Raw genomic sequence first — 24,027 nt, forward strand, 5'->3', positions numbered from 1 at the left:
AAATGCAAAAAACGGCCATAAGCCGTTTTATATTTATACTTAATTACTCTAAGTATAAGAGTTACTTAACACCTAACTCGCGCAGGCGTTCTTGCAAGTAGCTATCTGCCGTGTAGCGCTCTGAAAGCACAACATCTGGATGCGGGTGTAAAAATAACGGCAGTGATATACGCGATTTAGTAGATGCTTTGCCCGTTGGGTTAATTACACGGTGAATTGTCGATGGGAAATACCCGCCCGACGCTTCTTGTAGCATGTCGCCAATATTAATAATTAAGCTGCCAAAATCACATGGCACGTCTAACCAACCGCCATCTGTTTTTTGAACTTGTAAACCAGGCTCATTAGAAGCTGGCAATACAGTCAATAAATTAATATCGCCGTGGGCTGCTGCGCGAATAGCACCTGGCTCTTCATCACCTGTCATTGGCGGATAATGTAAAATACGTAACAATGTTTGCTCAGAACCGGCAATCATGTCTTTTAAATCAATCGAAAACTTAGCACGTACATCAGCTGGAGATTCAGCCTGCACCCAGCTTAGTAAAGTACCAGCAAATTCACTTGCTAAACGGTAGTATTCACGTACATCAGCTTCAAGCTCTGCAGGAACGCGACCTTTAGGGTACACATGGAAGTACTCTTTAATGTCTTTTATTGTAAAGCCTTTCGCTACTTCAGATACTGAAGGCGGAAAGTAACCGTCTTGAGTTTCTTTAGAGAATAAAAAGTCCTGCTTTTGCTCTGAGTTAAAAAAGTCTTGCCAATTTTTGTAAATAGACTCAACTAAAGACTGTGGGATTGGGTGGTTTTTTAAAACGCCAAATCCAGTATTTCTTAATGATTCAACAAATTGTGCAGCCGCATCGGGAGCTTTATAATCAACAGTAGGTAATTGCATTGTACGTTCCAGTGAATAGGTTGTGAGAAGTGAACTGCTTCAATAGTAGCAAATAGCTAAGATAAAGTAGCAAAGCCTTCATTATAGCGCTATGCGAGGATAGACAAATGACCTTAAAAACATAAGGACATATGTCCGCAAAGCATAGCCACCGCCACTTAGCTTGATCAAGATCAACTTACAAAAAAACGTTGAATTTGCAAGGTTTAGTGCTTATATATGGTCTACTAATATAATATATTTTATTTGTGTAAATAAGGCTCCCCATGCGACAAAAAGTATCTTTTAAAAGCGGCGATTTAGAACTTGCCGGCCAACTTGAACTTCCCTCTGGTGACGTTAAGTTTTACGCGCTATTTGCACACTGCTTTACCTGCGGTAAAGACATTGCAGCAGCCACCCGTATTAGCCGAGCTTTAACACAACAAGGCATTGCCGTACTACGTTTCGACTTTACCGGTTTAGGTAATAGCGATGGCGACTTTGCTAACAGTAACTTTTCATCAAACATTCAAGATTTAGTATCTGCGGCAAATCATTTACGTGAGCATTTTGCGGCGCCGCAACTACTCATTGGCCACAGTTTAGGCGGGGCTGCCGTTCTTGCTGCTGCGGAGCATATTCCTGAAGTATCGGCTATTACAACCATTGGTGCACCGTCAGATGCGCAGCACGTAGCGCATAACTTTGAAGCACACCTTGATGAAATTAACGCAGCAGGTGAAGCTAAAGTAAACTTAGCCGGCCGTGAATTTACCATTAAAAAGCAATTTATTGACGATATAGCCAAGTACGATAAAAGCCACATAAGTAAACTTAAGCGCGCATTATTAGTAATGCACTCCCCTATTGATGCGACGGTAAATATTAGTGAAGCTGAAAAAATTTATGCATCAGCTAAGCATCCTAAAAGCTTTATTAGCCTAGATAACGCCGATCACCTTTTAACAAATAAAAACGATGCCGACTACGCTGCACAAATAATTGCAACGTGGGCAAACCGTTATGTTAAGTACGACAAAACTAAATACACGGCAAGTTTAACGGGTGGAAATGTACTTGTTGAAGAAAAAGACCATGTATTTACTCAGCACGTAAGTACAAAAGATCATACTTGGCTTGCAGATGAACCAATAAAAGTAGGCGGTAAAAACTTAGGCCCCGATCCGTATCATCACTTATTAGCGGGGCTTGGTGCCTGTACGGCCATGACACTGCGTATGTACGCTACACGTAAAAACTTACCACTGGAGCATGTTAAAGTAGAACTTGATCACACTCGCGATTACAACAAAGATTGCGACGATTGTGAGAAAACCGGTAACCTTGAAGCCATTACCCGTAAAATCACCTTACGTGGCGACTTAACAGAGCCACAACGCCAGCGTTTACTCGAAATAGCCGACAAATGCCCAGTGCATAAAACACTACACAATAACCCAGTTATTGTAAGTGAACTGGTAGAATAACTGCCGTGAAATTAATATAGCGCAGGTAACACTGCGCTGTGATTTAACTTTTATAAACCTAATTTTTACTATCTAAAAATCCCTCTACTTCTTTACTCATTCTATCCACCAGCCATTTTGGCCCGCCATCGTACATATCGTTATGACGCGATTTTTCTATTAGTGTTTGTGTAACAGGAAACTTATCCAGCTCTGAATCGTTTAACAGCACATTCGCATCAGCTGGGTAATCACTACCGCGTAGAGTAAGTACGCGAATGTTTTTATTGCGCGGGATCAACATGCGGCGATGATCGAGCGTAATAATAGTGCTAACTTCGTTTGGATAAATAGAGCCATATAATGCGGAAATATCCCCGCCGTTTGAGTGCCCAAATAAGGTGAGTTTTGTAAATTCGTATGCTGGGTATTTACTCGATAGCTCATTAACTAAAAACTTAAGCGTTACTACGCCACGATGCCAGTTTTCCATGCGAGTGGTTAAGTAAGGCTGCTCACGGTTTAAGTAAGGGTCACTTTTTAGCTCATGTGCAACGGCTATTGTTAAATATCCACGCTGATTAAACGCATTACTGGCAAACGTATACCCGTTATGGCTAATCCTGTAACCTGCGTTAATAAACGCTACAGGGCATTTTACTTGTTCAGTGCACTTAGCATTGTTACTTGGTAGTGTGATATTGATAGGAATAGTGCGATTACGGCTTTCATCAGTTATAACGCCATCGTTTGCATAGCTTGTCGCGCCTATTACTGATGTGGTTATAACTGATGTACTTAGAGCTAGTGCGCCTAACATAAAAAGCTTTTTAAGTGTTTTTTGCATGTTCAAACTTATATAAATTATTGTTTTTAATTAAAAATAACTTTTACTTTATAGGTTTGCATTCTCTATTGTCAAACTATGCGATAATAGCCGCCATTGTTTAAATATATTTAGTAAAAGATCCAATAAATGAAATCATACAATAGCATTCAAGAACGTATAGAAATTTTAGAAGACAAACTAACGGCAATACATGACGAAATCGAAACACTAAAAACCCCTGCTAAAAACAACAATGAACGTATTATTTTTAAGTTTATTGAAACAGGCAGCACAGGTAAAACGAAGGATTTTGTTCGTGAGTTAGGTATTAAATCACCACGTGACGGTTTGTTTTCGTCAGGTGATGTTACAAAACTAATTAAAGATGGCGCTGAAGATATTTCACCAGCGTTATTAGAAATCGCAAGACAACTTGCCAGTGCACGTAATAAAAATGGCCCAAGCCGTTAATTACGCAGTCACGCAGTATCTAGAAGCCCAACTAAGCTGTCGCTTCTAGGTATGTAACCATATTAAACTAAATTAACCACACAGCTCTATATTAAGGCTGGTAAGCAAATTAAGTGCTTCGAAGCGATCAAACTTAGCATTCGCTAAAATATTATTATTCAAATCTATATTAAACGCTTTAGCACCTACAAAATCACATTTTGTTAAGTTAGTTTGAAAAAACTCACTATCGCGAAAATCTGTTCCTGTAAATTCACTACCGCTTAAATCAGCGTGTCTAAAATCAACATTTTTGGCAAAGCAGTGTGTTAGTTTGAGGGCTTTGAGAGTTAATTCAAAAAAAGAACTATTACTGAGCTCGCAATAATTAAAACTCACCGATGCGTTAATACTTAGCGCTGGCCAATCTACATCAGCCCATTGCAAACTATTTAATTTACAGTGGCTAAAACTTACATTTTCAAGCGAACTGTAGTTCCATTTTAGTGACGATAAATTACAGTTTTTAAAACTACATTCTATAAATCGGCAATTTTTAAACTGCCCGTCTGAAAAGTCGCAATCGATAAATATACACTCTTCAAACTCAGAGTTTTCAGTTAATTGCTCTGCGTACTGTAAAGCATTAAATTGTTCATCAAAATACTGGTTATTATTACTTAACAACACAATTCACCTATTAAATTTAACCCGTGTAGCCATTACTTTTAGGTAAATCTTTTTTAAGCGCAAGCACTGCAATAAAAATCAAAGCAAGTAGTGGAAATAGCGCTAAACAGCCACCCACAAAAGCTAAAACACCCGGCATAGTACTTTTACGCTTACCTATTTTGTAGCTAATTACAGCAAAAATAGGAATACACAGCACAATAATAAAAACTAAAAACTCACCAAATAAGGTTGCATTGATCGACATAATAATTCCTTTTTCGTCTATTCGTTTATTCGTTTATTCGTTTAAAACACACTCTGCTATAAATTTAACCATAAAAAAACCCTTAAGCATATAACTTAAGGGTTTTTAAATTCAGCTCAAAAGCTAAGTAATAATTACTCTTCGCTTGATACTTCTTTTTCTACAACACTAATTGCAAGCTCAGCTAACGAATCAAGGTTAGGTTTACTTGGCGCGTTGGTTAATAAACACGACGCTTGTGTTGTTTTAGGGAAAGCAATAACGTCACGAATGTTATCGGTACCACATAAAAGCATTGCTAAACGGTCAAGGCCAAATGCTAAACCAGCATGTGGTGGTGTGCCGTATTTAAGTGCATCAAGTAAAAAACCAAACTTGTCTTGTTGCTCTTGCTCGTTAATACCTAAAATTCTAAATGCGGTTTCTTGCATATCTGCATTATGAATACGTACCGAACCACCACCTACTTCGTAGCCGTTTAATACCATATCGTAGGCGTCTGAAATAGCAGAGGCTGGGTTTGCTTCAAGCTCACTTGCAGTAATATCTTTTGGTGCAGTGAATGGATGATGTACAGCATGTAATGTGCCTTCGTCATCTTCTTCAAACATTGGGAAATCTACAACCCAAAGTGGTGCCCAGCTATTAAGGTTAGTGATTTCTAAATCAACACCAATCTTAACGCGTAGCGCGCCCATTGCTTCATTTACTGTGTTGCGCTTATCGGCACCGAATAAAATAATATCGCCAGACTGTGCATTAGTACGCTCAAGTAATTTTGTGATTACGTCTTCGCTTAAAAACTTAGCCACTGGCGATTGAACACCTTCAGCGCCTGCAGTGTGGTCGTTTACTTTCATCCACGCCATGCCTTTAGCGCCGTAAATACCAATAAACTTAGTGTAATCGTCAAGTTGTTTACGAGAAAGCTTAGCGCCACCCGGTACAGTTAACACAGCAACGCGACCTTTTTCGTCGTTAGCCGGACCTGAGAAAACATTAAACTCTACGTCTTTAACTAAATCTGCAACATCAACTAATTTCATCGGGTTACGTAAATCTGGCTTATCAGAACCGTAAAGGCTCATTGCCTCGCTGTAAGGCATGATTGGAAAATCGCCTAAATCAACGTTTAGCAATGTTTGCCACATTTCGCGGATCATTTTTTCAGTCATACCACGTACTTGATCAGAGCTCATGAACGAGGTTTCTATATCTATTTGGGTAAATTCTGGTTGGCGATCGGCGCGTAAATCTTCATCACGGAAACATTTAACAATTTGGTAGTAACGGTCAAAACCCGACATCATTAACAATTGCTTAAACAACTGTGGAGACTGTGGTAAAGCGTAAAAACTACCTTTATGAACACGACTCGGTACTAAGTAATCGCGCGCGCCTTCAGGTGTTGCTTTAGTAAGTACAGGTGTTTCGATGTCTAAAAAGCCGTTTTCATCTAAAAAGCGACGAACAAAGCTGCTTGCTTTAGCACGTAATTTAATACGGTCACTCATTTCTAGACGACGTAAGTCTAGGTAACGGTATTTTAAACGACGCTCTTCTGAGTTTACTTGGTTAAAATCAAGTGGTAATGGCTCTGAGCGGTTAATAATATTAAGCTCTTTACCTAAAATTTCGATCTCCCCTGTTGCCATGTCTTTATTTACTTGGCTGTCTGGGCGTGCACGAACAACACCTTTTAACTGAACACAAAATTCTTGGCGAAGTGTGTTAGCTGAACTCATTAACTCTTCAATGTCAGAATCGAATACAACTTGTACTAAACCTTCTCTATCGCGTAAATCGACAAAGATAAGTCCACCAAGGTCACGTCGTTTGTTGATCCAGCCACATAGTTCTACTTCTTGATCTACGTGAGTTTTATTTAGCTGTCCGCAATATATAGAGCGCATAGTTTTCCTGTCAGATAAAAGGCTTAAACGGTTAAAGTTATTTGTTTTAAGGCGTGTGATTTAAAAAACAGGTCACCACAATACAAATAAAGCCGCTAGCAATCTAAAAATAATCAAATTAAGCCCTGCATTATACCCAAGTAGTATCAAGATGCTAGGGCGTGTGCCGCTTTTGCCCCTGAATTTACAGCAGCTCGTTTTGTTATTTGCTACACTATCGCCACTTTATAATAAGGCGCTAGTTTGTATGTTATATATTGGATGCCCGCAGTGGTCGAGCAATGCATGGAAAGGCAATTTATTTTCAAGCCAATGTAAAAACGCCGATATGCTTAGCCAATACGCTCAGCATTTTAATTCAGTCGAAGGCAATACCAGCTTTTACGCCGATCCATCGCCAAGCACCGTGTTGCGCTGGGCAAATAGCGTTCCCGACGATTTTAAATTTACTTTTAAGTTTAATCGTCGCTTTAGCCACGAGCTGCACCTAACTAATGTTCAAACCGAGCTTACTGATTGGCTTAACTTGTTCTCCCCTATTTTAGAAAAAACTGGGCAGATCATGCTGCAATTACCTAAAGCATTTGGTCCTGGTGACTTACCCAAACTCGCCCAATTTATTAGCCTATTACCAAAAGAGGTTAATTACGGCGTAGAAGTACGTCATACTGCATTTTTTCAAAAGGGTGAAGCCGAAATAGCGCTTAACCAATTATTAATAGCAAACAACATAAATCGCATATCGATGGATACTCGCGCCCTATTTGCGGTAAAACCAACAACCGAAGCGCTAATAGATGCACAGCAAAAAAAGCCCCACTTACCGGTACATGCAATAGCTACTGGCTCAGAGCCTATGGCGCGCTTTGTCATAGCCGATTTACAAAACGACTATAAATCCTTTTATAAACCGTGGCTTGGTAAAGTAAAACAATGGCTTGATGAGGGTAAAACACCGTATGTGTTTTTTCATACGGCAGATAACCGAGAAGCGCCATTATTAGCAAGGCACTTTTGTAAAGACCTTGGTTATAATCACAAAGCATTAAACCCATTTACTGGCGAAAAAGAAGCCCACCAGCAAGCACTTTTTTAAAAGTAAAACGACAGAGAAACAATAATGAGTGAATACGCACGTTACTTTACCGGCTACCCAGCTAACATTGTTGAGCAAGTATTAAGCCTTATAGATAACAACAAGGTATGTGACTACTTACTTAAAAAGTATCCGCAAGCACATACCATTACTAGCGATAAACTACTTTATAGCTACGCAACCGAGCTTAAAAAACAGTATTTAAAAAACGCACCGCCGTTTGGGCGCGCAGCATTTAAAAAGCAAGGCGATATGGTCACCAACGCACTCGGTACACATACTTACCGCATGCAAGGTAAAACCCGTAAGCACGATTTAGCGATAAACAGCGACTTACTGCGCGCTCCGGAGCCATTATTAAAAGCATTAGTAGTACACGAACTCGCCCACTTTAAAGAAAAAGATCACAACAAAGGCTTTTATCAACTTTGCTGCCATATGGAGCCGAGTTACCACCAGCTAGAATTAGATTTAAGAATTTTTTGTGTGGTCGTCGCAATGGGAGAGAATCCATATAATTAACTGATTTTGGCTGTGACAAATATCTATCGATTGAGTAGTATAAGTCACACATTAAAAAAGGAATTACCTAATGTCTCCTAGTTACTCTCTTAGAATAGATTTTGCTCGCAACGTAAGTAATCCCGAAAGAGTATTCAACTCTATGGGTTTACTCGTTGAAGGTTTTGATAAACTACACTCGTCTATATTGCTTGGCTTTGGTACAAAAATAGAGTTTAGTTCTGCACTTTCAGAAACAAGGAAAGGGTCTATAATTGCCGATATCAAACATAAAGTTATTGATAAAGTTAGGGGTGTCAACTTCAAATCTATCTGCGATGCAATTTATCGAGGCCTTGAAGAAGAAATTGCAATAACTAAAAAGATTGACTCTGAATCTGATGTTAGATTATTCGCAGAGAAAATTTATTCTCAAATAACCGCTGATAAAGTTGATCTAGATGAATTTACTTGTGAATCAAATATCAACTTATACGAAATTGCTGAAGCCCTGCACAAAATAAATAACGCATTGAACCTACTCTCCGAAGAAGATAAAGCACAATTTGGGAAGAAAAAGAAGTTTGTTGATATTAGTGATGAGTTCTCTTGTCCTCGGCCGGCATCCCAGATGTTCGAAAACGTAGAAATGACTTTCCCATGTCGAGAGGTTGTAATTATTCGACGTCCGTCTTATGTATTTGGTCTAAATTGGGATTTAGAAAGTAATAGCAGAAAATTTAGAAAATTTTCGGCTAAAATGTCTGATGAGGTTTGGTTTGAAAGCTGGAAAAATCATGACAAAGATGCACAACTGTGGCCAGGCGATGGTCTTTTAGCTGATATTAAAACCACTAAGAAAGTCAATAAACACCGACATACAACCTCTATAGAATGTGAAATTATTAAAGTTGTACGAGTGATACCGCAAGAAAAGGTGAAACAAACTGAATTGGATTTAAGTGATGAGTAAAATAAATTATGAGAGTGCAAAAAAGGAAGCTTTATTTATAGCTTTACCATTTCTTGTCCTTTTATTACTCAAAGTACTACAAGGCGATTTTATTGGTTTTATTAAACTTTCAGATTTTTCTTTAGCAACATCAATACTGTGGGGACAGTTGCTAGCAAAAACATTTGATGTACCAGATAAAAATAAAAACAGAGATAAGTTCAGTACCAAACAAGTGCAAATTTTCATTTTTTCGTTTTTATCATTAACTCTCTATATTGGACTTAACTTTTTAGAAGCTATTAGTGACACCGTATATTAGGCTCAACTCGCTTGGTACGGATTTTCCATCCTTTATTACATCCCCGTATCCACATTAATGAATGATTTAACTCGAAGATGACCATGTAATTTATTATATAGAAAAGCGTAATATAAAATCGCGCTTTTCTATTCCATCATTTCATTCAACTTAAAAAGTTTAATCTTAAAGCCCTAAGCCTGCCATAAAGTCGTCATCTGCGTCGTCTTGCACAACTTCTTTAGCCTTTGCGCTTTCTTTTTCAGCTTTCTTTTTCGCTTCGTTTTCAATTATGTCATCTGGGTCGAGTGCTTCTGCAATATCAAAGTCGTGTAATTTAATAAACTCTGTTTTATCCATCGCTAATTCCAAGTAAAAGATATTTTGTTTACTTGTGGTGAATGTTACGCGGCGGGCTTGCGGGCGATCCATCGTGGTATCTACCGATATTTGCACTTGCTTGTTTATTGCCATCATTTTTGGCTGGTTTTGCGTAATCGAGGTATGTAATTGCTCGCGTACTTTAGACGTAAAGTCGCCAACAATTTGATTCATCAACTCGCCTAATACGTTTGATACGTCGTCTGATAAATGGCTATGCGCTATTTCATCTTCTGGCATCCCCATGTTGCGCATGTAATCGCCATAAATTTCCATCGCCGCTTGCGAAGTAAAGTTGGTAATTACAAGCCCGGTAAAACCGCCGTCAAATAAAACAAAGCAGCCAATATCCGGTCGCATGCATGTACGCGTTATTTTTTGCACCATGGCTGAGTAGCTAATACCATTACCGCTGGCTGATGTGAGTACGCCTGTCACTGAATGACAAAGGGTTGCTAATATATCGTCTGTGCTGATGACCTTACTTTTGCTCATTTAATCTTCTCTTTTATACTTATTATTCATAATTCTAGTCAAGCTACTGAATTTATCACTGACTATCCAGTATAAAATGTTAAAATAGCGCCATTATTTACAAAGAGACTGCCTTCGTGACCATAAAAGACAGTATTTATGCCTCTGAGCAACAAGTAAAAGATTTTAGCTTTGACCAAAATGTAGTCGAAGTTTTTCCAGATATGATCCATCGCTCTGTGCCTGGCTACGCAACTATTGTCAGTACAATGGGTAAACTTGCGGGTGAATACGCGCAAAGTAACTCAAATCTTTATGATTTAGGCTGCTCACTGGGCGCAGTAACACTTAGCATGCGACGAAATATTCGCACCGATAACTGCCATATAATAGCGGTAGATAACTCTCAAGCTATGGTTGAGCGTTGTAAGGTGCACTTACAAGGTTTTAAATCGGATGTGCCGGTTACTGTTACTTTGGGCGATATTAACGAGCTTGAGATTCAAAACGCATCGGTTGTGGCAATGAACTTTACACTGCAATTTATTCCACATGCGCAGCGCCAAGCCGTGCTTGAAAAAATATACGCTAATTTAAAGCCTGGTGGTGTATTGCTGCTAAGCGAAAAAATTAAAGCCGAAAACGAGCAATGCGATAACCTATTAATTGATTTGCACCACGACTTTAAACGTCACAATGGCTACTCTGAGCTTGAAATAAGCCAAAAACGTACCGCCATCGAAAACGTTATGCGCCCAGATACACTAAGCGCTCACTTTACTCGCTTACAAGATATTGGTTTTAGCCAAACTCAAGTGTGGTATCAATGTTTTAATTTTTGCTCAATGGTAGCAATTAAATAAAGAGAGTCATCCATGTCTCAATGGTTTAACCAATTTTACGCATCTATCGCACAAAGCCCACTTAGTCACTGGCTAGAAACCCTCCCTGCACAATTAAAACATTGGCAGTTAGAGGCAAGCCATGGTGATTTACCTAAATGGCAAAAAGTACTTAAAAACTTACCAGAGGTGGCTACAACACATGTTGATATCTCTAATAAGGTAGAAATTGGCGCCCCAGGAGAGATGAGTGATGGCGAGCAAAAGCAAGCCATGCATTTATTAAAACGCATGATGCCATGGCGCAAAGGCCCATTTAGTGTGCACGGTATTGAAATAGATACAGAGTGGCGCAGTGATTGGAAGTGGGACCGCCTGCTTCCTCATATTGAGCCACTAAAAGGCCGCACTGTTTTAGATATTGGTTGTGGCTCAGGGTATCATTTATGGCGTATGCGCGGTGAAGGCGCAGAGTTTGTAGTGGGTATTGATCCGTCTGATTTATTTTTATGTCAGTTTCAGGCAATTAAACACTACAACCCAGACGAAAACGTACATTTACTACCACTAGGCGTTGAAGCATTACCCGAGCTTAAAGCGTTTGATACGGTTTTTTCGATGGGCGTACTTTATCATCGTCGCTCACCTATCGACTTTTTAGCGCAGTTAAAAGCGCAGCTTCGCCCAGGCGGCGAACTCGTACTTGAAACCCTAGTAATTGAAGGCGATGAAAACACAGTACTCGTACCTACCGACCGCTACGCTAAAATGCGCAACGTGTGGTTTATTCCAAGTACTGCGGCATTAAAGCTGTGGATGGAACGCGTTGGCTTTAAAGATGTGCAAATAAAAGATTGCGCTATTACCACGCTTGAAGAGCAACGCAAAACCGACTGGATGGAAAACGAATCGTTAATCGACTTTTTAGATCCAAACGATACAAGTAAAACAATTGAAGGCTACCCCGCTCCACTTCGAGCCATATTAACCGCAAAAGCATAGCTGTTAATTTAACGCCTTTAATACTAAAAAAACGCCTACGGGCGTTTTTTTGTTTATTTAAACAACAAACAGCGGACAAGTGTCCTTGTTAATTATTTCAAAATTACATTTACGCTAGCCGCGACCTTGCAATTGTTGTAAAATACGCGCGTTTCTAAGCAACCCAAAACAACTATTTTGAGGAAAACCTGTGAGCGAACAAAAACAGTCTCTAAGCTATAAAGACGCGGGCGTAGATATCGACGCTGGTAATGCACTTGTTGAGCGTATTAAAGGCGTAGTTAAAAAAACTCGTCGTCCTGAAGTAATGGGCGGAATTGGTGGTTTTGGCGCACTTTGCGAAATTCCTGAAGGCTACAAGCAACCAGTATTAGTTGCAGGCACAGATGGCGTTGGTACTAAACTACGTTTAGCAATCGACTTAAAAAAACACGATACGGTTGGTATTGATTTAGTTGCAATGTGTGTAAACGACTTAATTGTTCAAGGTGCTGAACCCCTGTTTTTCCTAGATTACTATGCAACTGGTAAACTAGATGTAGACACAGCAGCTGACGTAGTTACAGGTATTGGCAAAGGTTGTGAAATTTCAGGTTGTGCCCTAATTGGTGGCGAAACAGCTGAAATGCCAGGTATGTATGATGGTGAAGACTACGACATGGCAGGCTTTTGTACAGGCGTTGTAGAAAAATCAAAAATTATTGATGGCACTAAAGTAGCAGCAGGCGATCAGCTTATTGCACTTGCTTCAAGCGGTCCTCATTCAAATGGCTTCTCTTTAATTCGTAAAGTACTTGAAGTGTCAAAAGCTGATACCAGCGCTGACTTTGAAGGTAAAACATTAGGCGAAACTCTACTTGAGCCTACGCGTATTTACGTAAAACCTTTACTTGAGTTATTCAAAAACGTTGACGTACATGCGCTTTCGCATATTACTGGCGGCGGTTTTTGGGAAAACATTCCACGCGTATTACCCGCTTCAGCAAAAGCTGTAGTTAAAGGTGATAGCTGGCAGTGGCCACCAATTTTTAATTGGTTACAAGAAAACGGTAATATTACTACACACGAAATGTACCGTACATTTAACTGTGGTGTAGGCATGGTTTTAGTAGTCCCTGCAGACAAACTTGAGCAAAGCTTAACAATGCTAAAAGACTTGGGCGAAAATGCATGGCACCTTGGTGAAATTCAAGATGCAGCAGCTGGCGAAGAGCAAGTTGAAATTGTAGGTGGTGCTAAGTAATGGCACCGACTCGTCTGGTAGTTTTAATCTCAGGTAGTGGCTCTAATTTACAAGCCATCATAGATGCCTGCGAACGTGGCGAGATAAACGGGCATATAGCGGCTGTTATTAGTAATAAAGCAGACGCTTATGGCCTAGAGCGTGCAAAACAAGCAGGTATTGCTACAAAAGTGCTCAGTCATAAAGATTTTGACTCGCGCGAAGCGTACGATGCGCAATTAATGAACGTTATCGACTCTTTTATGCCAAATCTAGTTGTATTAGCTGGGTTTATGCGTATTCTTACTCCTGGCTTAGTGCAAAAATATGTTGGAAAAATGTTGAACATTCATCCATCTTTGTTGCCTAAGTATCAGGGGCTGAATACCCACCAAAGAGCAATTGATGCAAAAGACGATGTTCATGGCGTAAGTGTTCACTTTGTTACTGAAGAATTAGACGGCGGTCCCGTTATTCTTCAGGCGCAAATACCTGTACTCAAGGATGATACAGCAGAAACATTAGCAAAACGCGTGCATGAGCAAGAGCATATAATTTATCCTTTGGTGGTCAAGTGGTTCAGTGAACACAGACTTACTATGGAAGCAGATTATGCAGTTCTTGACAAAAAACAACTTCCTGCACACGGCGCGCACTACCCACAATAAAAAAATAAGTGCCCTGTTGTTATGTGTGGGCGCTTTACTTCCAACTAGCCTAATTGCAGGCGAATTGACCCAGTATCAAGCTAATTACGATATTTTACGCAAAGGTAAAAATCATGGTGAGGCTGTTCGTGAGCTCAAAAAAACGGGCGACGATACTTATGAACTTACATACCACAGCAATATTGAGTGGATGATTTTCTCTGACTCTCGTGAAGAAACATCAAAGTTTACCTTTAAAGATGGCAAGGTTACCCCGCATCATTACAACATGATTCGTACAGGGACAGGCCCAGATAAAGATTACAAAATTGATTTTGATTCAACAAACAAAGTAGTGACTAGCAGCGCTAGTGAATACCCACTTAAATGCGAATGGACTGATGAATTTCAGGATGCTATTTCGTACCAAGTGCAAGTGCGCGAAGGATTGAAAAAAGGCGAAACAAGCTTTTCATTCCCCCTTATAGATAAAAAAGGTAACCGCCGCGACTACAACTTTGAAGTTGTTGAAAAAGAGATGATCTCCTTACCTATAGGTAATGTAGAAGCCATTAAAGTAAAGCGTTTATACGATAACGATAAACGCCAAGCAATTGCATGGTTTGCGCCAGAAATGGATTACATGCTGGTACGTATGTGGAAAGGCGAAAAAGGTATGGAGCAGTTTGAAGTTCAAATGAATTCATTTACTGTTACTGCGCCTACAGCTGTTGCGCCTGTAACAGCACAACAACCTCAAGAAGCTAACTAAATTTAATTAAACCAAAGTTAGTATTTAAAATAGGTGGGCTAAATTAGCTCACCCATTTTAAACAATGCAAATTCCCCAGGCTCCATTTTTTGCCAGCGCTCATCATTCGTCAAAGGCCTTGTAGCTATAACTGTTACTACATCGTTTGGTGTGGTCTCTTGTTGAAAATCAACCACCATGTCGGCATCAATCAACGTTGCTTTACCAAATGGCGCACGGCGCGTTATGTAATGTAAGTTATTAGTGCAATACGCTAAAACAAACACCCCATCGGTCAATAACATATTAAACACCCCTTTTTCACGCAGCGTATGCGAAAGCTTAGCCGCGTATCTAAAAACCGACGCCATACTACTTGGACGCTTTGGGTATTTTTCGCGAATTTTATCAAGCAACCAACAAAAAGCGAGTTCGCTATCAGTGTTACCCACTGGCCGATAGTACTGCGGTTTTAAATCATGATAATTAGATAGCTGCCCGTTATGAGCGTAAGTGATTTCACGCCCCCATAACTCTCGCGTAAAAGGATGAGTATTTTCAAGGCATACTCGCCCGCGATTACCTTGGCGAATATGGCTAATAACCGAGACACTTTTAATGGGGTATGCTTTAACGAGCTTTGCAATTTCAGATTGATAACTCGGCTCAGGATCTTTAAAGGTTCTACAGCCTTTACCTTCGTAAAATGTAATACCCCAACCATCTTTATGAGGACCTGTATTACCACCACGCTCTAAAAGGCCTGAAAAACTAAAACAAATATCGGTAGGCACATTGGCTGACATGCCAAGTAATTCACACATTAATAAAATAACCCTTAAAAACCATACATTAAAATAAATAGCGAATATTTGTGTATTAAGCGTACACTAAATTGCAGTCCGCTATAACGGCTATACTTACTTAAAAAGTGTCATTTTGCTATTAGATTTATTTATTTTTACGTTAACACTACTTACGGCTAATGCTTTGACTATACGATAGTTATTGAGTGTTCCTTTGCCGGATAATTAAATATCGTATTTAAGTTACTTTCTACTACAATTTAACATCGTTATGTACTTGAAAATTACTGTTACTAGCGCTACTCTAAGTGAGGTGGTCTGACCTCTATTAAGGAATAAAAATGACACTCATATTTACACTGGTTCTAATCGCGTTGCTTTGCACTGCGGTTTACCACAGAGCAAGTTGGAACACAGCACTTGGTGTTTCGGCTATAACTTTATTAATTGGTACCTTTGCGGGTGCTTTTGGTTTAATTAGCTGGTTGATCTTTTTGATCATCGCGGTTCCTCTTTCTGTTACTGGCCTTCGTCAGCAATATATCATCAAGCCTATTTTTGCTACGTTTAAAAAAGTAACGCCAAGCATGTCTGATACTGAAAAATCAGCTATTGATGCCGGTACGACGTGGTGGGAAGCTGACTTATTTTGCGGTAACCCAGATTGGAAAAAACTTCACCAATACCCCGTTCCTAAACTTACTATTGAAGAGCAAGCTTTTGTTGATGGCCCTGTTGAAGTAGTTTGTAGCATGTTGGACGATTGGGAAGCAACGCACGAACTAACCGACCTTCCTCAAGATGTGTGGCAGTATCTAAAAGATAATAAATTTTTTGCCATGATCATCAAAAAAGAATACGGCGGTTTAGAGTTTTCTGCATTTGCACAGTCTTGTGTACTTCAAAAACTAACAAGTAAATCAACATTACTTTCGTCAATTGTTGGTGTACCGAACTCTTTAGGCCCAGGTGAATTATTACAACACTATGGTACAAAAGAGCAAAAAGATCATTACTTACCGCGCCTAGCGAGCGGTCAAGAAATTCCATGTTTTGCATTAACTTCGCCAGAAGCGGGTTCTGATGCAAGCTCAATTCCAGACTACGGTGTGGTATGTAAAGGGCAATGGAATGGTGAGGAAGTTGTGGGTGTTAGTTTAACGTGGAATAAGCGTTACATTACACTTGCCCCAGTGGCTACCGTACTTGGTCTTGCGTTTAAGTTACAAGATCCAGATGGGCTAATTGGCGACAATAAAGAGCCAGGCATTACCTGTGCACTTATTCCAACGGACACTCCTGGAGTTGAAATTGGTCGTCGACATTTCCCGCTTAACGTACCATTTCAAAATGGTCCTACTCGCGGTAAAGATATTTTCGTACCACTTGATTATATTATTGGTGGTCCAGATATGGCTGGTCAAGGCTGGCGCATGCTGGTTGAGTGTTTATCGGTTGGTCGTGCAATTACATTGCCGTCAAATTCTGCCGGTGGCATTAAAATGATTGCCGTTGCAACGGGTGCGTATAGCCGCATTCGTCGTCAGTTCCGTTTACCTATTGGTAAAATGGAAGGTGTTGAAGAGTCACTAGCAAAACTTGCTGGTTACGCTTACAGCTCTGATGCTGCGGTTAGTATGTCTACGGGTGCGGTTGATTTAGGCGAAAAGCCATCGGTAGTTTCTGCCATTATTAAATACCACCTGACAGAGCAAATGCGTGATGCAACTATTCATGCAATGGATGTACTTGGCGGTAAGGGCATCATGCTTGGGCCAAATAACTATTTAGGTCGTGGCTACCAAGGTGCACCTATTGCCATTACCGTTGAAGGTGCAAACATCTTGACCCGTAATATGATTATTTATGGTCAAGGTGCAATTCGCTGTCATCCATTTGTACTTACCGAACTAGGTGCGTGCGAAATTGAAGACCGCGAAGAAGCGCTTAACGTATTTGATAAAGCGCTAATGGGTCATATTGGTTTTACTATGTCGAACCTTGTACGTACTAAGTGGCTTGCACTTACCGGCGCACGTTTTACAAGTGTGCCGTACAACGATGAAACTGCTGAATTTTACCGTATAGCGTCACGCTTTAGTGCATCACTTGCTCTTATGTCAGACATTAGCATGGCAGTATTTGGTGGCTCACTAAAACGTAAAGAACGTATTTCAGCACGTTTAGGTGACTTACTTAGTTACTTATACTTAGTGTCTGCAACGCTTAAGCGTTACAACGACGAAGGCCGTAAAAAAGAAGATTTTGCTCTAGTAAAATGGAGTTGCCAAGATCACCTTTACCATTGCCAACGTGCACTTGCTGATTTAATTAATAACATGCCTTCGGCTCCACTACGTGCCGTGTTAAAAGTATTGTTATTCCCGTTTGGTCGCCCGGTTCGTAAACCAACTGACCAACTTGAGCATAAACTTGCGCAACTACTACAAGTACCTAGCGAAACGCGTAACCGTTTAGCAAGCTATGTATACTTAACAAATGAGCCGCTTAACCTTGTAGGTCGTCAAGAGCAAACGCTTAAAGACGTACTTGCTGTTGAGCCATTATTTGACCGTGTATGCAAAGAAAAAGGTCTTAAACTGCCATTCTTCCAGCTTGATAAAGTAGCGCAAATGGGGCTTGAAGCAGGCATATTAAGCCAAGCAGAGGCTGATAAACTAGCTGCTGTTGAGCAATCTCGTTTAGATGTTATTAACGTTGATGACTTTGACCCGGCTGATTTACTTGCAGGCAAAGCCGCGCGTAATAGCGTTAAAAAAGAAGCTAATGCCGCTTAATTAACTAAGTAAGCATTTGAATACTAAAAGCCAGCGCCTAATGCGCTGGCTTTTTTGTGTAAAATAAATTTTTATATATCAAATCGCACATATCAATCAAATACTCGACGATAAGTGTAAATTAGCGCTTAGTTATCAATCGCTTCCATGCTAAAACTATGCCTGTATACACTAAAAAACATGCGATCAATGATGCCAAACCAGCTAATGTTTGCCCTAAAAAACCAAAGTATTCACCGGTATGTAAAAATCGAGATGTTCCCCATGCTTGATCGCCTCGCGTCCAATCCGATTTTTTTAACGTTTTAATTGCATCACCAGTGCGAGTATCTAAAAATAATGAATACGCATATTCTTGGCGATTCCCGATACTGGTATCAATATAAAAACGTGCTTCGTGTTTTTTGTCACCTAATTCTAACCACATTGAATACCAATCAGCAGCACCATTATTAATTGCATGTACTTTAGCTTGTTGAAATAAAGTATCGTACAGTACTTCATCAGCCGATAAATCTAATACTGGTAGATGCTTTTCACGCTCCGGTACACTTTGTCCAAATGCGCCGTACAGTGCCTTATTTGCCCAATCAAAATGAAACAAAGTAGCCGTTAATGACAAAACGAGTAAAACCGGTAAACACCAAATTCCAAAAACTAAATGCCACTGCCTATTTCGATGATGTGATGATTTGTAACTCTTTGCTAGTAATAAATATCCTTTTAATGCAGAGCGGTTAAATCGCTTTGGTAACCACAGATAAGCACCCGATAGTAATAAAAAGATAAAAAATAGATTAGCGTAGCCATTTATATTTTTACCAATCACCTGCGAAGCGCCATGCAGTAATAAATAACGATGTATATCAGTTACAACGTGAAAAAAGTCAGCCGCTAACCCCTCTCCTTCACGAAGCACGTCTCCTGTATAAGGGTGTAATAAGTAGCTATGCTTTCCAGCCCAGGCAGGAATGGCAGCCCCTTCTCGATTAACCCAACGAATATAAATATGTGATTGACTCGGATGCGATTTTCGCAAAATATCCACAACATCATCAGTCGATAGTCGCTGTTGAACATAGGTGTTATTTACAGTAAATCGCATTTCATCTAGCTCAACAATCTGTCGTTCATAGGTTAATAGAAAACCCGTGAACGACATGCTAAAAATAAATAAACCGGCGATTAGACCTATAATTAAGTGGGCCCAAAAGACCCACTTTTAAAACAATTTTAAGAACATAAAATAAGTTACTTATTCTTAAAACTGATAAGAAATCGATAAGCGAATATCGCGCCCAGATTCGTATGGACCAACAACAGTGCCAAATACTTCACTGTAATCACCCACACTTGAATGATCGATATATAACTCATCAAATAAATTAGTAACAGCAACATTAAATAATAATGCATTCGTCACATTCCACTGCCCATATAAATCAACAGTGGTATAGCTTGGTTTATTTAGGGTATATAAAGAATCGCTCCAACCAAGGTCAACAGCTTGATGAAGAGTATTAATATCGAGTGAATCGACTTTAGTTACACTAAAACCAACCTTTGCATCAGTGTTAATGTCGTAATCAACGCCAGCAACCCATGTATTGCCTCTGCTATTCCCTAAACCGACAAACTCATAGCCATTAATATCAATTGCATCATAACTTACACTGTACAACCCATCACGTGGGTCAAGCTCTGTATCAGTAGCTGAAAATCCAATGAAGAAATCAAATGAATTTAAACGATATGCTAGGTCAAACTCAAATCCTTTAGTCTCTAACGTGCCTATATTGTTATAAACCGAGTTTCCTTCATACCCTTCAAATATCACATCATCTAAAGACGAATTATAAATACTTGCCTTAGCGGATAAATTTTCATTAGTGTACGTTATGGATGCTTCAATATTAGCTACGGTCTCAGGTACTAAACTTTCATCCGCTACTGGAATATCTGAACCGTCATATAAATATCCATCAATGGTAAAGCCATCACCTATTTGCTTACCACGCGCGGCTTCAGCATACCCAAGCCCTACTGTCCAAGCATCATTAATGTCGTATGCTAAACCGATATTAAAACTCAGTTCATTGCCATCTAAACTCGATGCGCTTTCTGTAATTGCAGTGCCGTAATATTCATCTAATAAGATGTCTTGTTTAAACTTATAACTATCAAAACGCACCCCATAACTCAGTAAAAGTTGTGGAGTAATATCACTATAACCTTGTGCATAAACACCCAGTACACTGCCTTGTTCTGAATTTTCTTTTGCACCTGCTGCAGACCCACTCGATACTTCATCATTTCTATAATCAACGCCATAAACAAATTTATGTTCATCAATAATACTTGTATTACGAATATCTAAGCCATATGTGTCAATGTCAGCAAGCCAAGCAAATCGGCCGCCATTAAAAGATGATTCGGTTTTGTATGCTGTCGCCTCTAAATACAATAAGTTATTGTGAGAAAATATATAATTAGCAACGTAAGTCTCTCGCTCTGCTTCACTTGGATACAAAGCATCACCTTCTTGTACCGCCCAGTTAGGGCGTGCTGAAAAATCCCCTTCTTCGTCGCGTTTTTCAATACTTACCGACAAATGATGATTATCTGCTAACTCACCACTGGCTTTAATAAACATCATATCTTGATCGGCGGCCGTACCATAAATAGTATCGCCATCACCATTTTCCATGTTCTCGCGATCCACAGTACTGAAATACCCTAGTACGCCCCATGTATCACTTAATTTACCGTATACACTGGTGCTTAAACGCGTACCGTCATTTGAAAAGTAACTTGCTTTAACACGTCCACCAAATTGTTCACCTTGATTAAGTATGTCTTGCGCGTCTTTAGTTTTAAAGCGGATAGAGCCGCCAATCGCACCAGGACCACTTGTTGCTTCTCCGGCACCTGCTTGCACATCTATTTGCTGTAATAGGTCAGGATCTATTGTTACACGACCAATATGATGAAATAACGTTGATGTTTGCTGTGCACCATCAACCGTTATATTTAATAAAGAATCTTCAACACCACGAATATAGATCTTTTGTGCAACGCCTACCGAGCCACCCACACTAACAGAAGGTGAATGTCGAAAAATGTCAGCCAGATCACTTGCTTGATATTGTTCTATTTCTTCAGCTGTAATACTCAAATTAGTTGCAGAACCAACTACAGATATTTTTTCAACAGACGCTGTATTTTTAGCAAGTTCTTGCGCGTATATAGGTGAACTAAATGATGCACAAATGGCACTCATTAGGGCTAATTTTTTCAAGGGGGACGTTCCTTCTTAATTGCAAATAAGAAGAATTATCATTTTCTTTTGATTGAGAGTATAGCAACTTTACATTTGTTACATTTAGGACATATACAAAGACGCGTTAGGTGCAATCTACTTTAGTTGCCTAAAAATATGTAACGAGAAAGCGTTGCTCAGTTTTTACAAGCACAATATGAAATGTAATTTATACACCTTTAGGAACCGTTACAGTCATTACTAAACCACCTGCAGTATCATTTTTAGCAAATACTGTCGCAGCAATCGCATGTAATTGCCTTTGTGCTAAAGCAAGCCCTAAACCAAAGCTATCACTGTTGCATGAGCGAGCTGAATCAATCCGGAAAAAAGGTCTAAAAATAGTATTTAAATGCTCTTTAGGTACTCCTGGACCTTGATCTGCAATAATAATTTGATATTCATGTTTATAATCAATGAGGCTAATCCATACTTTTTTATTAATGGGTGTGTAACGTAGTGCATTTCTAAGTATATTCTCCAGTGCTTGACCTAATGCTCTGTGATTACTGTTTTCAATATGGGCTTGATTAGGTAAGTCAGCAAAAATAAGTTTATCTGGGTACTCAAAACGCCCATCTTCAATGAGAATTTCGAGTAAATCGACTAAATCCAAAGATTCGATGCGCAACTGAGGTGACTCGTTATCTAACCAGGATAAAGTAAGCGTGTCATCCACTAACTTACGGATGTGCTGTGACTCTTTGTGAATACGCTCTAATTTGATTTGCGTGTCTTCTACACCCTTTTCTCTGTGAGAGAGTAAATTGTCAGTTGCTATATCTAAGCGTGTTAAAGGTGTTCTCAACTCGTGAGACAGATCAGTTAGTAATACACGTTGATGCATAATCTGATCACTGATCCGCTCTGCCATTAAATCAAATGTTTCAGCTAACTGGGATAGTTCATCATTGCGTGAGCCCAGCTGCTCTCGAACTCTGACACTAAAGTCTCCTTGGCTAAATGCTCTACTTGCTAAGTCGAGTTCTTTAATAGGATGCATAATATGGCGATATAACACAATCGATAAACACACCAATATCAGCATTGGCAATAAAACTTGTAACGACAAACGTGTTAAATTCCAAAGTGATCCTGGGCGCATTCTTTTCGGCAACTGCACAACAAGGCTAGTTGCACCATCTTTAAAGGGTAATTGCATAACGGGTGCATGCTCAAAATACAGATGGATTTTCCAATCAATACTTCGCCCCAAGTTATACCCTGTATACTCATAACGATGAGAGCGATTACCAGCTAACTCAACCACATTGGCTTTAGCAATTACAGCCCAAATACTCTCTTGTTGTTGTAAATCATCAACCCAACGCTCAAGTTCGCTCATATCGCCTTGATCAAATATAACCTCAGCCTTTTTTTGCCAATTAATTAACTCTTCTCGACTTGAGTCACTTAGCATGCTCATATCATTTTCAAAATGATTAACCGCGACATTAATTAAATAAAACATCGCAACAACACCAGTACCAATAATTAAGCACAGCTTCCAAAATAAACGTCGTGTCATTTAATACAGTACCCTTGCCCATGCACAGTGTGTAAACGGCTGCCATCCCAGCCGGCGTTATTTAATTTTTTTCGTATACGACTCATATGCATATCTAAACTACGATCGTACTGACTGAAACGCTTGTTAAGCGCCACTTGATATAAAAAAGGTTTTAACAGTATTTGTTCTTGGTTTTTCATTAAAATTTGCAGCAAGGCAAACTCAATAGGCGTAAAAGCTAATAGCTCACAATGCAGAAAAACCTGCTGGTGTAGGCTATCTATTTCAAGTCCATCAATATTAGCAATGTAAGGGGTATTTGTGTCTTGTTTAAAAACGCGCCTTAGTACTGAATCTACTCGTAGTAATAATTCTTGGCTATTAAACGGTTTTGCTAAGTAATCATCTGCACCAGCTGATAAACCTAAAATGCGCTCTTCTTCAGCATGTTTTGCCGATACAATTATTACAGGGGTGTTATTACAACTACGTAAAATATTAAGCACTGCTAAGCCATCTTTGCCCGGCAACATAACATCTAATAAAATAAGACTAAAACGTTGAGCAACCGCTAAATCAAGCGCTTGATTACCATCAAAACACTGTGTAACAGAGTATCCTTGGTTGGCTAGTAATTCAGTAATTTGATCATTAAGTAATGTATCGTCTTCAACAACTAAAATATCAAAATCAGATTTGTTACGTTGATAGGCCTGTGGTGCAGACATAGAAAGCCATAATTTTTATAGTATTAAAACAAATTAAAGCAAATGGTAATACAAATCAATATCAAAATCAGTGAGCGTGGAGAAAGTTGATTTTTTGAGTGTTTTGAGTGTTTTGAGTGTTTTGAGTGTTTTGAGTGTTTTGAGTGTTTTGAGTGTTTTGAGTGTTTTGAGTGTTTTGAGTGTTTTGAGTGTTTTGAGTGTTTTGAGTGTTTTGAGTGT

The 24,027-nt window shown here is 39.4% G+C and carries 23 protein-coding genes and 1 pseudogene; 12 read left to right on the forward strand and 12 right to left on the reverse strand.

Annotated features, from left to right (window positions below; genetic code table 11):
* Positions 1-61: 61 nt before the first annotated feature.
* Positions 62-901: an isopenicillin N synthase family oxygenase gene (locus H4J63_RS08630; protein ID WP_024599825.1), complete on the reverse strand. Its 840-nt coding sequence runs from the start codon at positions 899-901 to the stop codon at positions 62-64.
* 266 nt (positions 902-1,167) lie between these two features.
* On the opposite strand from H4J63_RS08630, the gene H4J63_RS08635 reads away from it, so the two are divergent.
* Positions 1,168-2,370 carry a bifunctional alpha/beta hydrolase/OsmC family protein gene (locus H4J63_RS08635; protein WP_182195977.1) on the forward strand — a complete coding sequence of 401 codons (1,203 nt, stop codon included), beginning with the start codon at positions 1,168-1,170 and terminating at the stop codon, positions 2,368-2,370.
* Between the two features lie 58 nt (positions 2,371-2,428).
* On the opposite strand, the gene H4J63_RS08640 is transcribed toward H4J63_RS08635, so the two are convergent.
* Entirely contained in the window at positions 2,429-3,196 is a 768-nt protein-coding gene (locus H4J63_RS08640) for an alpha/beta hydrolase (protein ID WP_182195980.1), read from the reverse strand.
* Positions 3,197-3,325: 129 nt separating this feature from the next.
* Between H4J63_RS08640 and H4J63_RS08645 the strand changes: the two genes are divergently transcribed.
* The gene (locus H4J63_RS08645) at positions 3,326-3,649 is read left to right on the forward strand and encodes a hypothetical protein (RefSeq protein ID WP_002959968.1); all 324 of its coding nucleotides are present in this window, start codon (positions 3,326-3,328) and stop codon (positions 3,647-3,649) included.
* 72 nt (positions 3,650-3,721) lie between these two features.
* On the opposite strand, the gene H4J63_RS08650 is transcribed toward H4J63_RS08645, so the two are convergent.
* The 3 genes from H4J63_RS08650 to aspS all read right to left on the reverse strand — a co-directional run bounded on the left by H4J63_RS08650 (position 3,722) and on the right by aspS (position 6,478).
* Entirely contained in the window at positions 3,722-4,318 is a 597-nt protein-coding gene (locus H4J63_RS08650) for a pentapeptide repeat-containing protein (RefSeq protein WP_182195983.1), read from the reverse strand.
* A gap of 16 nt (positions 4,319-4,334) precedes the next feature.
* Complete coding sequence (locus tag H4J63_RS08655) at positions 4,335-4,565, reverse strand: hypothetical protein (RefSeq protein WP_076924392.1); 231 nt, start codon at positions 4,563-4,565, stop codon at positions 4,335-4,337.
* A 134-nt stretch (positions 4,566-4,699) separates the two neighbouring features.
* Positions 4,700-6,478, reverse strand: a complete 1,779-nt coding sequence (aspS, locus tag H4J63_RS08660) for an aspartate--tRNA ligase (protein ID WP_182195986.1) — start codon at positions 6,476-6,478, stop codon at positions 4,700-4,702.
* A 247-nt stretch (positions 6,479-6,725) separates the two neighbouring features.
* On the opposite strand from aspS, the gene H4J63_RS08665 reads away from it, so the two are divergent.
* The 4 genes from H4J63_RS08665 to H4J63_RS08680 all read left to right on the forward strand — a co-directional run bounded on the left by H4J63_RS08665 (position 6,726) and on the right by H4J63_RS08680 (position 9,349).
* Positions 6,726-7,574 (forward strand): DUF72 domain-containing protein, encoded by an 849-nt coding sequence (locus H4J63_RS08665; protein WP_182195988.1) that lies wholly within the window; start codon positions 6,726-6,728, stop codon positions 7,572-7,574.
* A 24-nt stretch (positions 7,575-7,598) separates the two neighbouring features.
* Positions 7,599-8,096, forward strand: coding sequence for a M48 family metallopeptidase (locus H4J63_RS08670; protein WP_182195991.1), 498 nt, complete (start codon positions 7,599-7,601; stop codon positions 8,094-8,096).
* A 70-nt stretch (positions 8,097-8,166) separates the two neighbouring features.
* Positions 8,167-9,048 (forward strand): hypothetical protein, encoded by an 882-nt coding sequence (locus tag H4J63_RS08675; RefSeq protein ID WP_182195994.1) that lies wholly within the window; start codon positions 8,167-8,169, stop codon positions 9,046-9,048.
* Positions 9,041-9,349, forward strand: a complete 309-nt coding sequence (locus tag H4J63_RS08680; protein WP_182195997.1) for a hypothetical protein — start codon at positions 9,041-9,043, stop codon at positions 9,347-9,349. Before H4J63_RS08675 ends, H4J63_RS08680 begins: the two co-directional genes overlap by 8 nt.
* A 165-nt stretch (positions 9,350-9,514) precedes the next feature.
* On the opposite strand, the gene H4J63_RS08685 is transcribed toward H4J63_RS08680, so the two are convergent.
* A complete protein-coding gene (locus H4J63_RS08685; protein WP_182196000.1) occupies positions 9,515-10,204 on the reverse strand; it encodes a DUF3334 family protein in 690 nt (229 codons plus the stop codon).
* A gap of 116 nt (positions 10,205-10,320) precedes the next feature.
* On the opposite strand from H4J63_RS08685, the gene cmoA reads away from it, so the two are divergent.
* From cmoA to H4J63_RS08710, 5 genes are all read left to right on the forward strand, one after another.
* Positions 10,321-11,046, forward strand: coding sequence for a carboxy-S-adenosyl-L-methionine synthase CmoA (gene cmoA, locus H4J63_RS08690; protein ID WP_182196003.1), 726 nt, complete (start codon positions 10,321-10,323; stop codon positions 11,044-11,046).
* A 12-nt stretch (positions 11,047-11,058) separates the two neighbouring features.
* Positions 11,059-12,027, forward strand: coding sequence for a tRNA 5-methoxyuridine(34)/uridine 5-oxyacetic acid(34) synthase CmoB (gene cmoB / locus H4J63_RS08695; protein WP_182196005.1), 969 nt, complete (start codon positions 11,059-11,061; stop codon positions 12,025-12,027).
* A gap of 190 nt (positions 12,028-12,217) precedes the next feature.
* Positions 12,218-13,270 carry a phosphoribosylformylglycinamidine cyclo-ligase gene (gene purM / locus H4J63_RS08700; protein WP_002959993.1) on the forward strand — a complete coding sequence of 351 codons (1,053 nt, stop codon included), beginning with the start codon at positions 12,218-12,220 and terminating at the stop codon, positions 13,268-13,270.
* The gene (gene purN / locus H4J63_RS08705; RefSeq protein ID WP_002959994.1) at positions 13,270-13,917 is read left to right on the forward strand and encodes a phosphoribosylglycinamide formyltransferase; all 648 of its coding nucleotides are present in this window, start codon (positions 13,270-13,272) and stop codon (positions 13,915-13,917) included. Before purM ends, purN begins: the two co-directional genes overlap by 1 nt.
* Before the next feature lie 16 nt (positions 13,918-13,933).
* The gene (locus H4J63_RS08710; protein WP_182196014.1) at positions 13,934-14,668 is read left to right on the forward strand and encodes a DUF3108 domain-containing protein; all 735 of its coding nucleotides are present in this window, start codon (positions 13,934-13,936) and stop codon (positions 14,666-14,668) included.
* A 38-nt stretch (positions 14,669-14,706) separates the two neighbouring features.
* Here the strand turns inward: H4J63_RS08710 and H4J63_RS08715 are convergent, their stop codons facing one another.
* Positions 14,707-15,471, reverse strand: a complete 765-nt coding sequence (locus H4J63_RS08715; protein ID WP_024605543.1) for a class II glutamine amidotransferase — start codon at positions 15,469-15,471, stop codon at positions 14,707-14,709.
* Between the two features lie 323 nt (positions 15,472-15,794).
* Between H4J63_RS08715 and fadE the strand changes: the two genes are divergently transcribed.
* Positions 15,795-18,251, forward strand: coding sequence for an acyl-CoA dehydrogenase FadE (gene fadE / locus H4J63_RS08720; RefSeq protein ID WP_182196008.1), 2,457 nt, complete (start codon positions 15,795-15,797; stop codon positions 18,249-18,251).
* Positions 18,252-18,372: 121 nt separating this feature from the next.
* Here fadE and H4J63_RS08725 read toward each other — a convergent pair.
* The 5 genes and pseudogenes from H4J63_RS08725 to H4J63_RS20100 form a co-directional block, all read right to left on the reverse strand.
* Positions 18,373-19,494: pseudogene (locus H4J63_RS08725) on the reverse strand (PepSY-associated TM helix domain-containing protein).
* An 18-nt stretch (positions 19,495-19,512) separates the two neighbouring features.
* Positions 19,513-21,549 (reverse strand): TonB-dependent receptor domain-containing protein, encoded by a 2,037-nt coding sequence (locus H4J63_RS08730; protein WP_182196010.1) that lies wholly within the window; start codon positions 21,547-21,549, stop codon positions 19,513-19,515.
* Positions 21,550-21,739: 190 nt separating this feature from the next.
* A complete protein-coding gene (locus H4J63_RS08735; RefSeq protein WP_024604904.1) occupies positions 21,740-23,098 on the reverse strand; it encodes a histidine kinase sensor domain-containing protein in 1,359 nt (452 codons plus the stop codon).
* On the reverse strand, positions 23,095-23,808 hold the full coding sequence (locus H4J63_RS08740) for a response regulator transcription factor (RefSeq protein ID WP_024604903.1): 714 nt from the start codon (positions 23,806-23,808) through the stop codon (positions 23,095-23,097). Before H4J63_RS08740 ends, H4J63_RS08735 begins: the two co-directional genes overlap by 4 nt.
* A gap of 33 nt (positions 23,809-23,841) precedes the next feature.
* A partial coding sequence (locus H4J63_RS20100) for a hypothetical protein (RefSeq protein ID WP_220467183.1) occupies positions 23,842-24,027 on the reverse strand: 186 nt, incomplete at its 5' end.

The sequence above is a fragment of the Pseudoalteromonas sp. 5Ae-yellow genome (assembly GCF_014077565.1).
Lineage (GTDB): Bacteria > Pseudomonadota > Gammaproteobacteria > Enterobacterales > Alteromonadaceae > Pseudoalteromonas.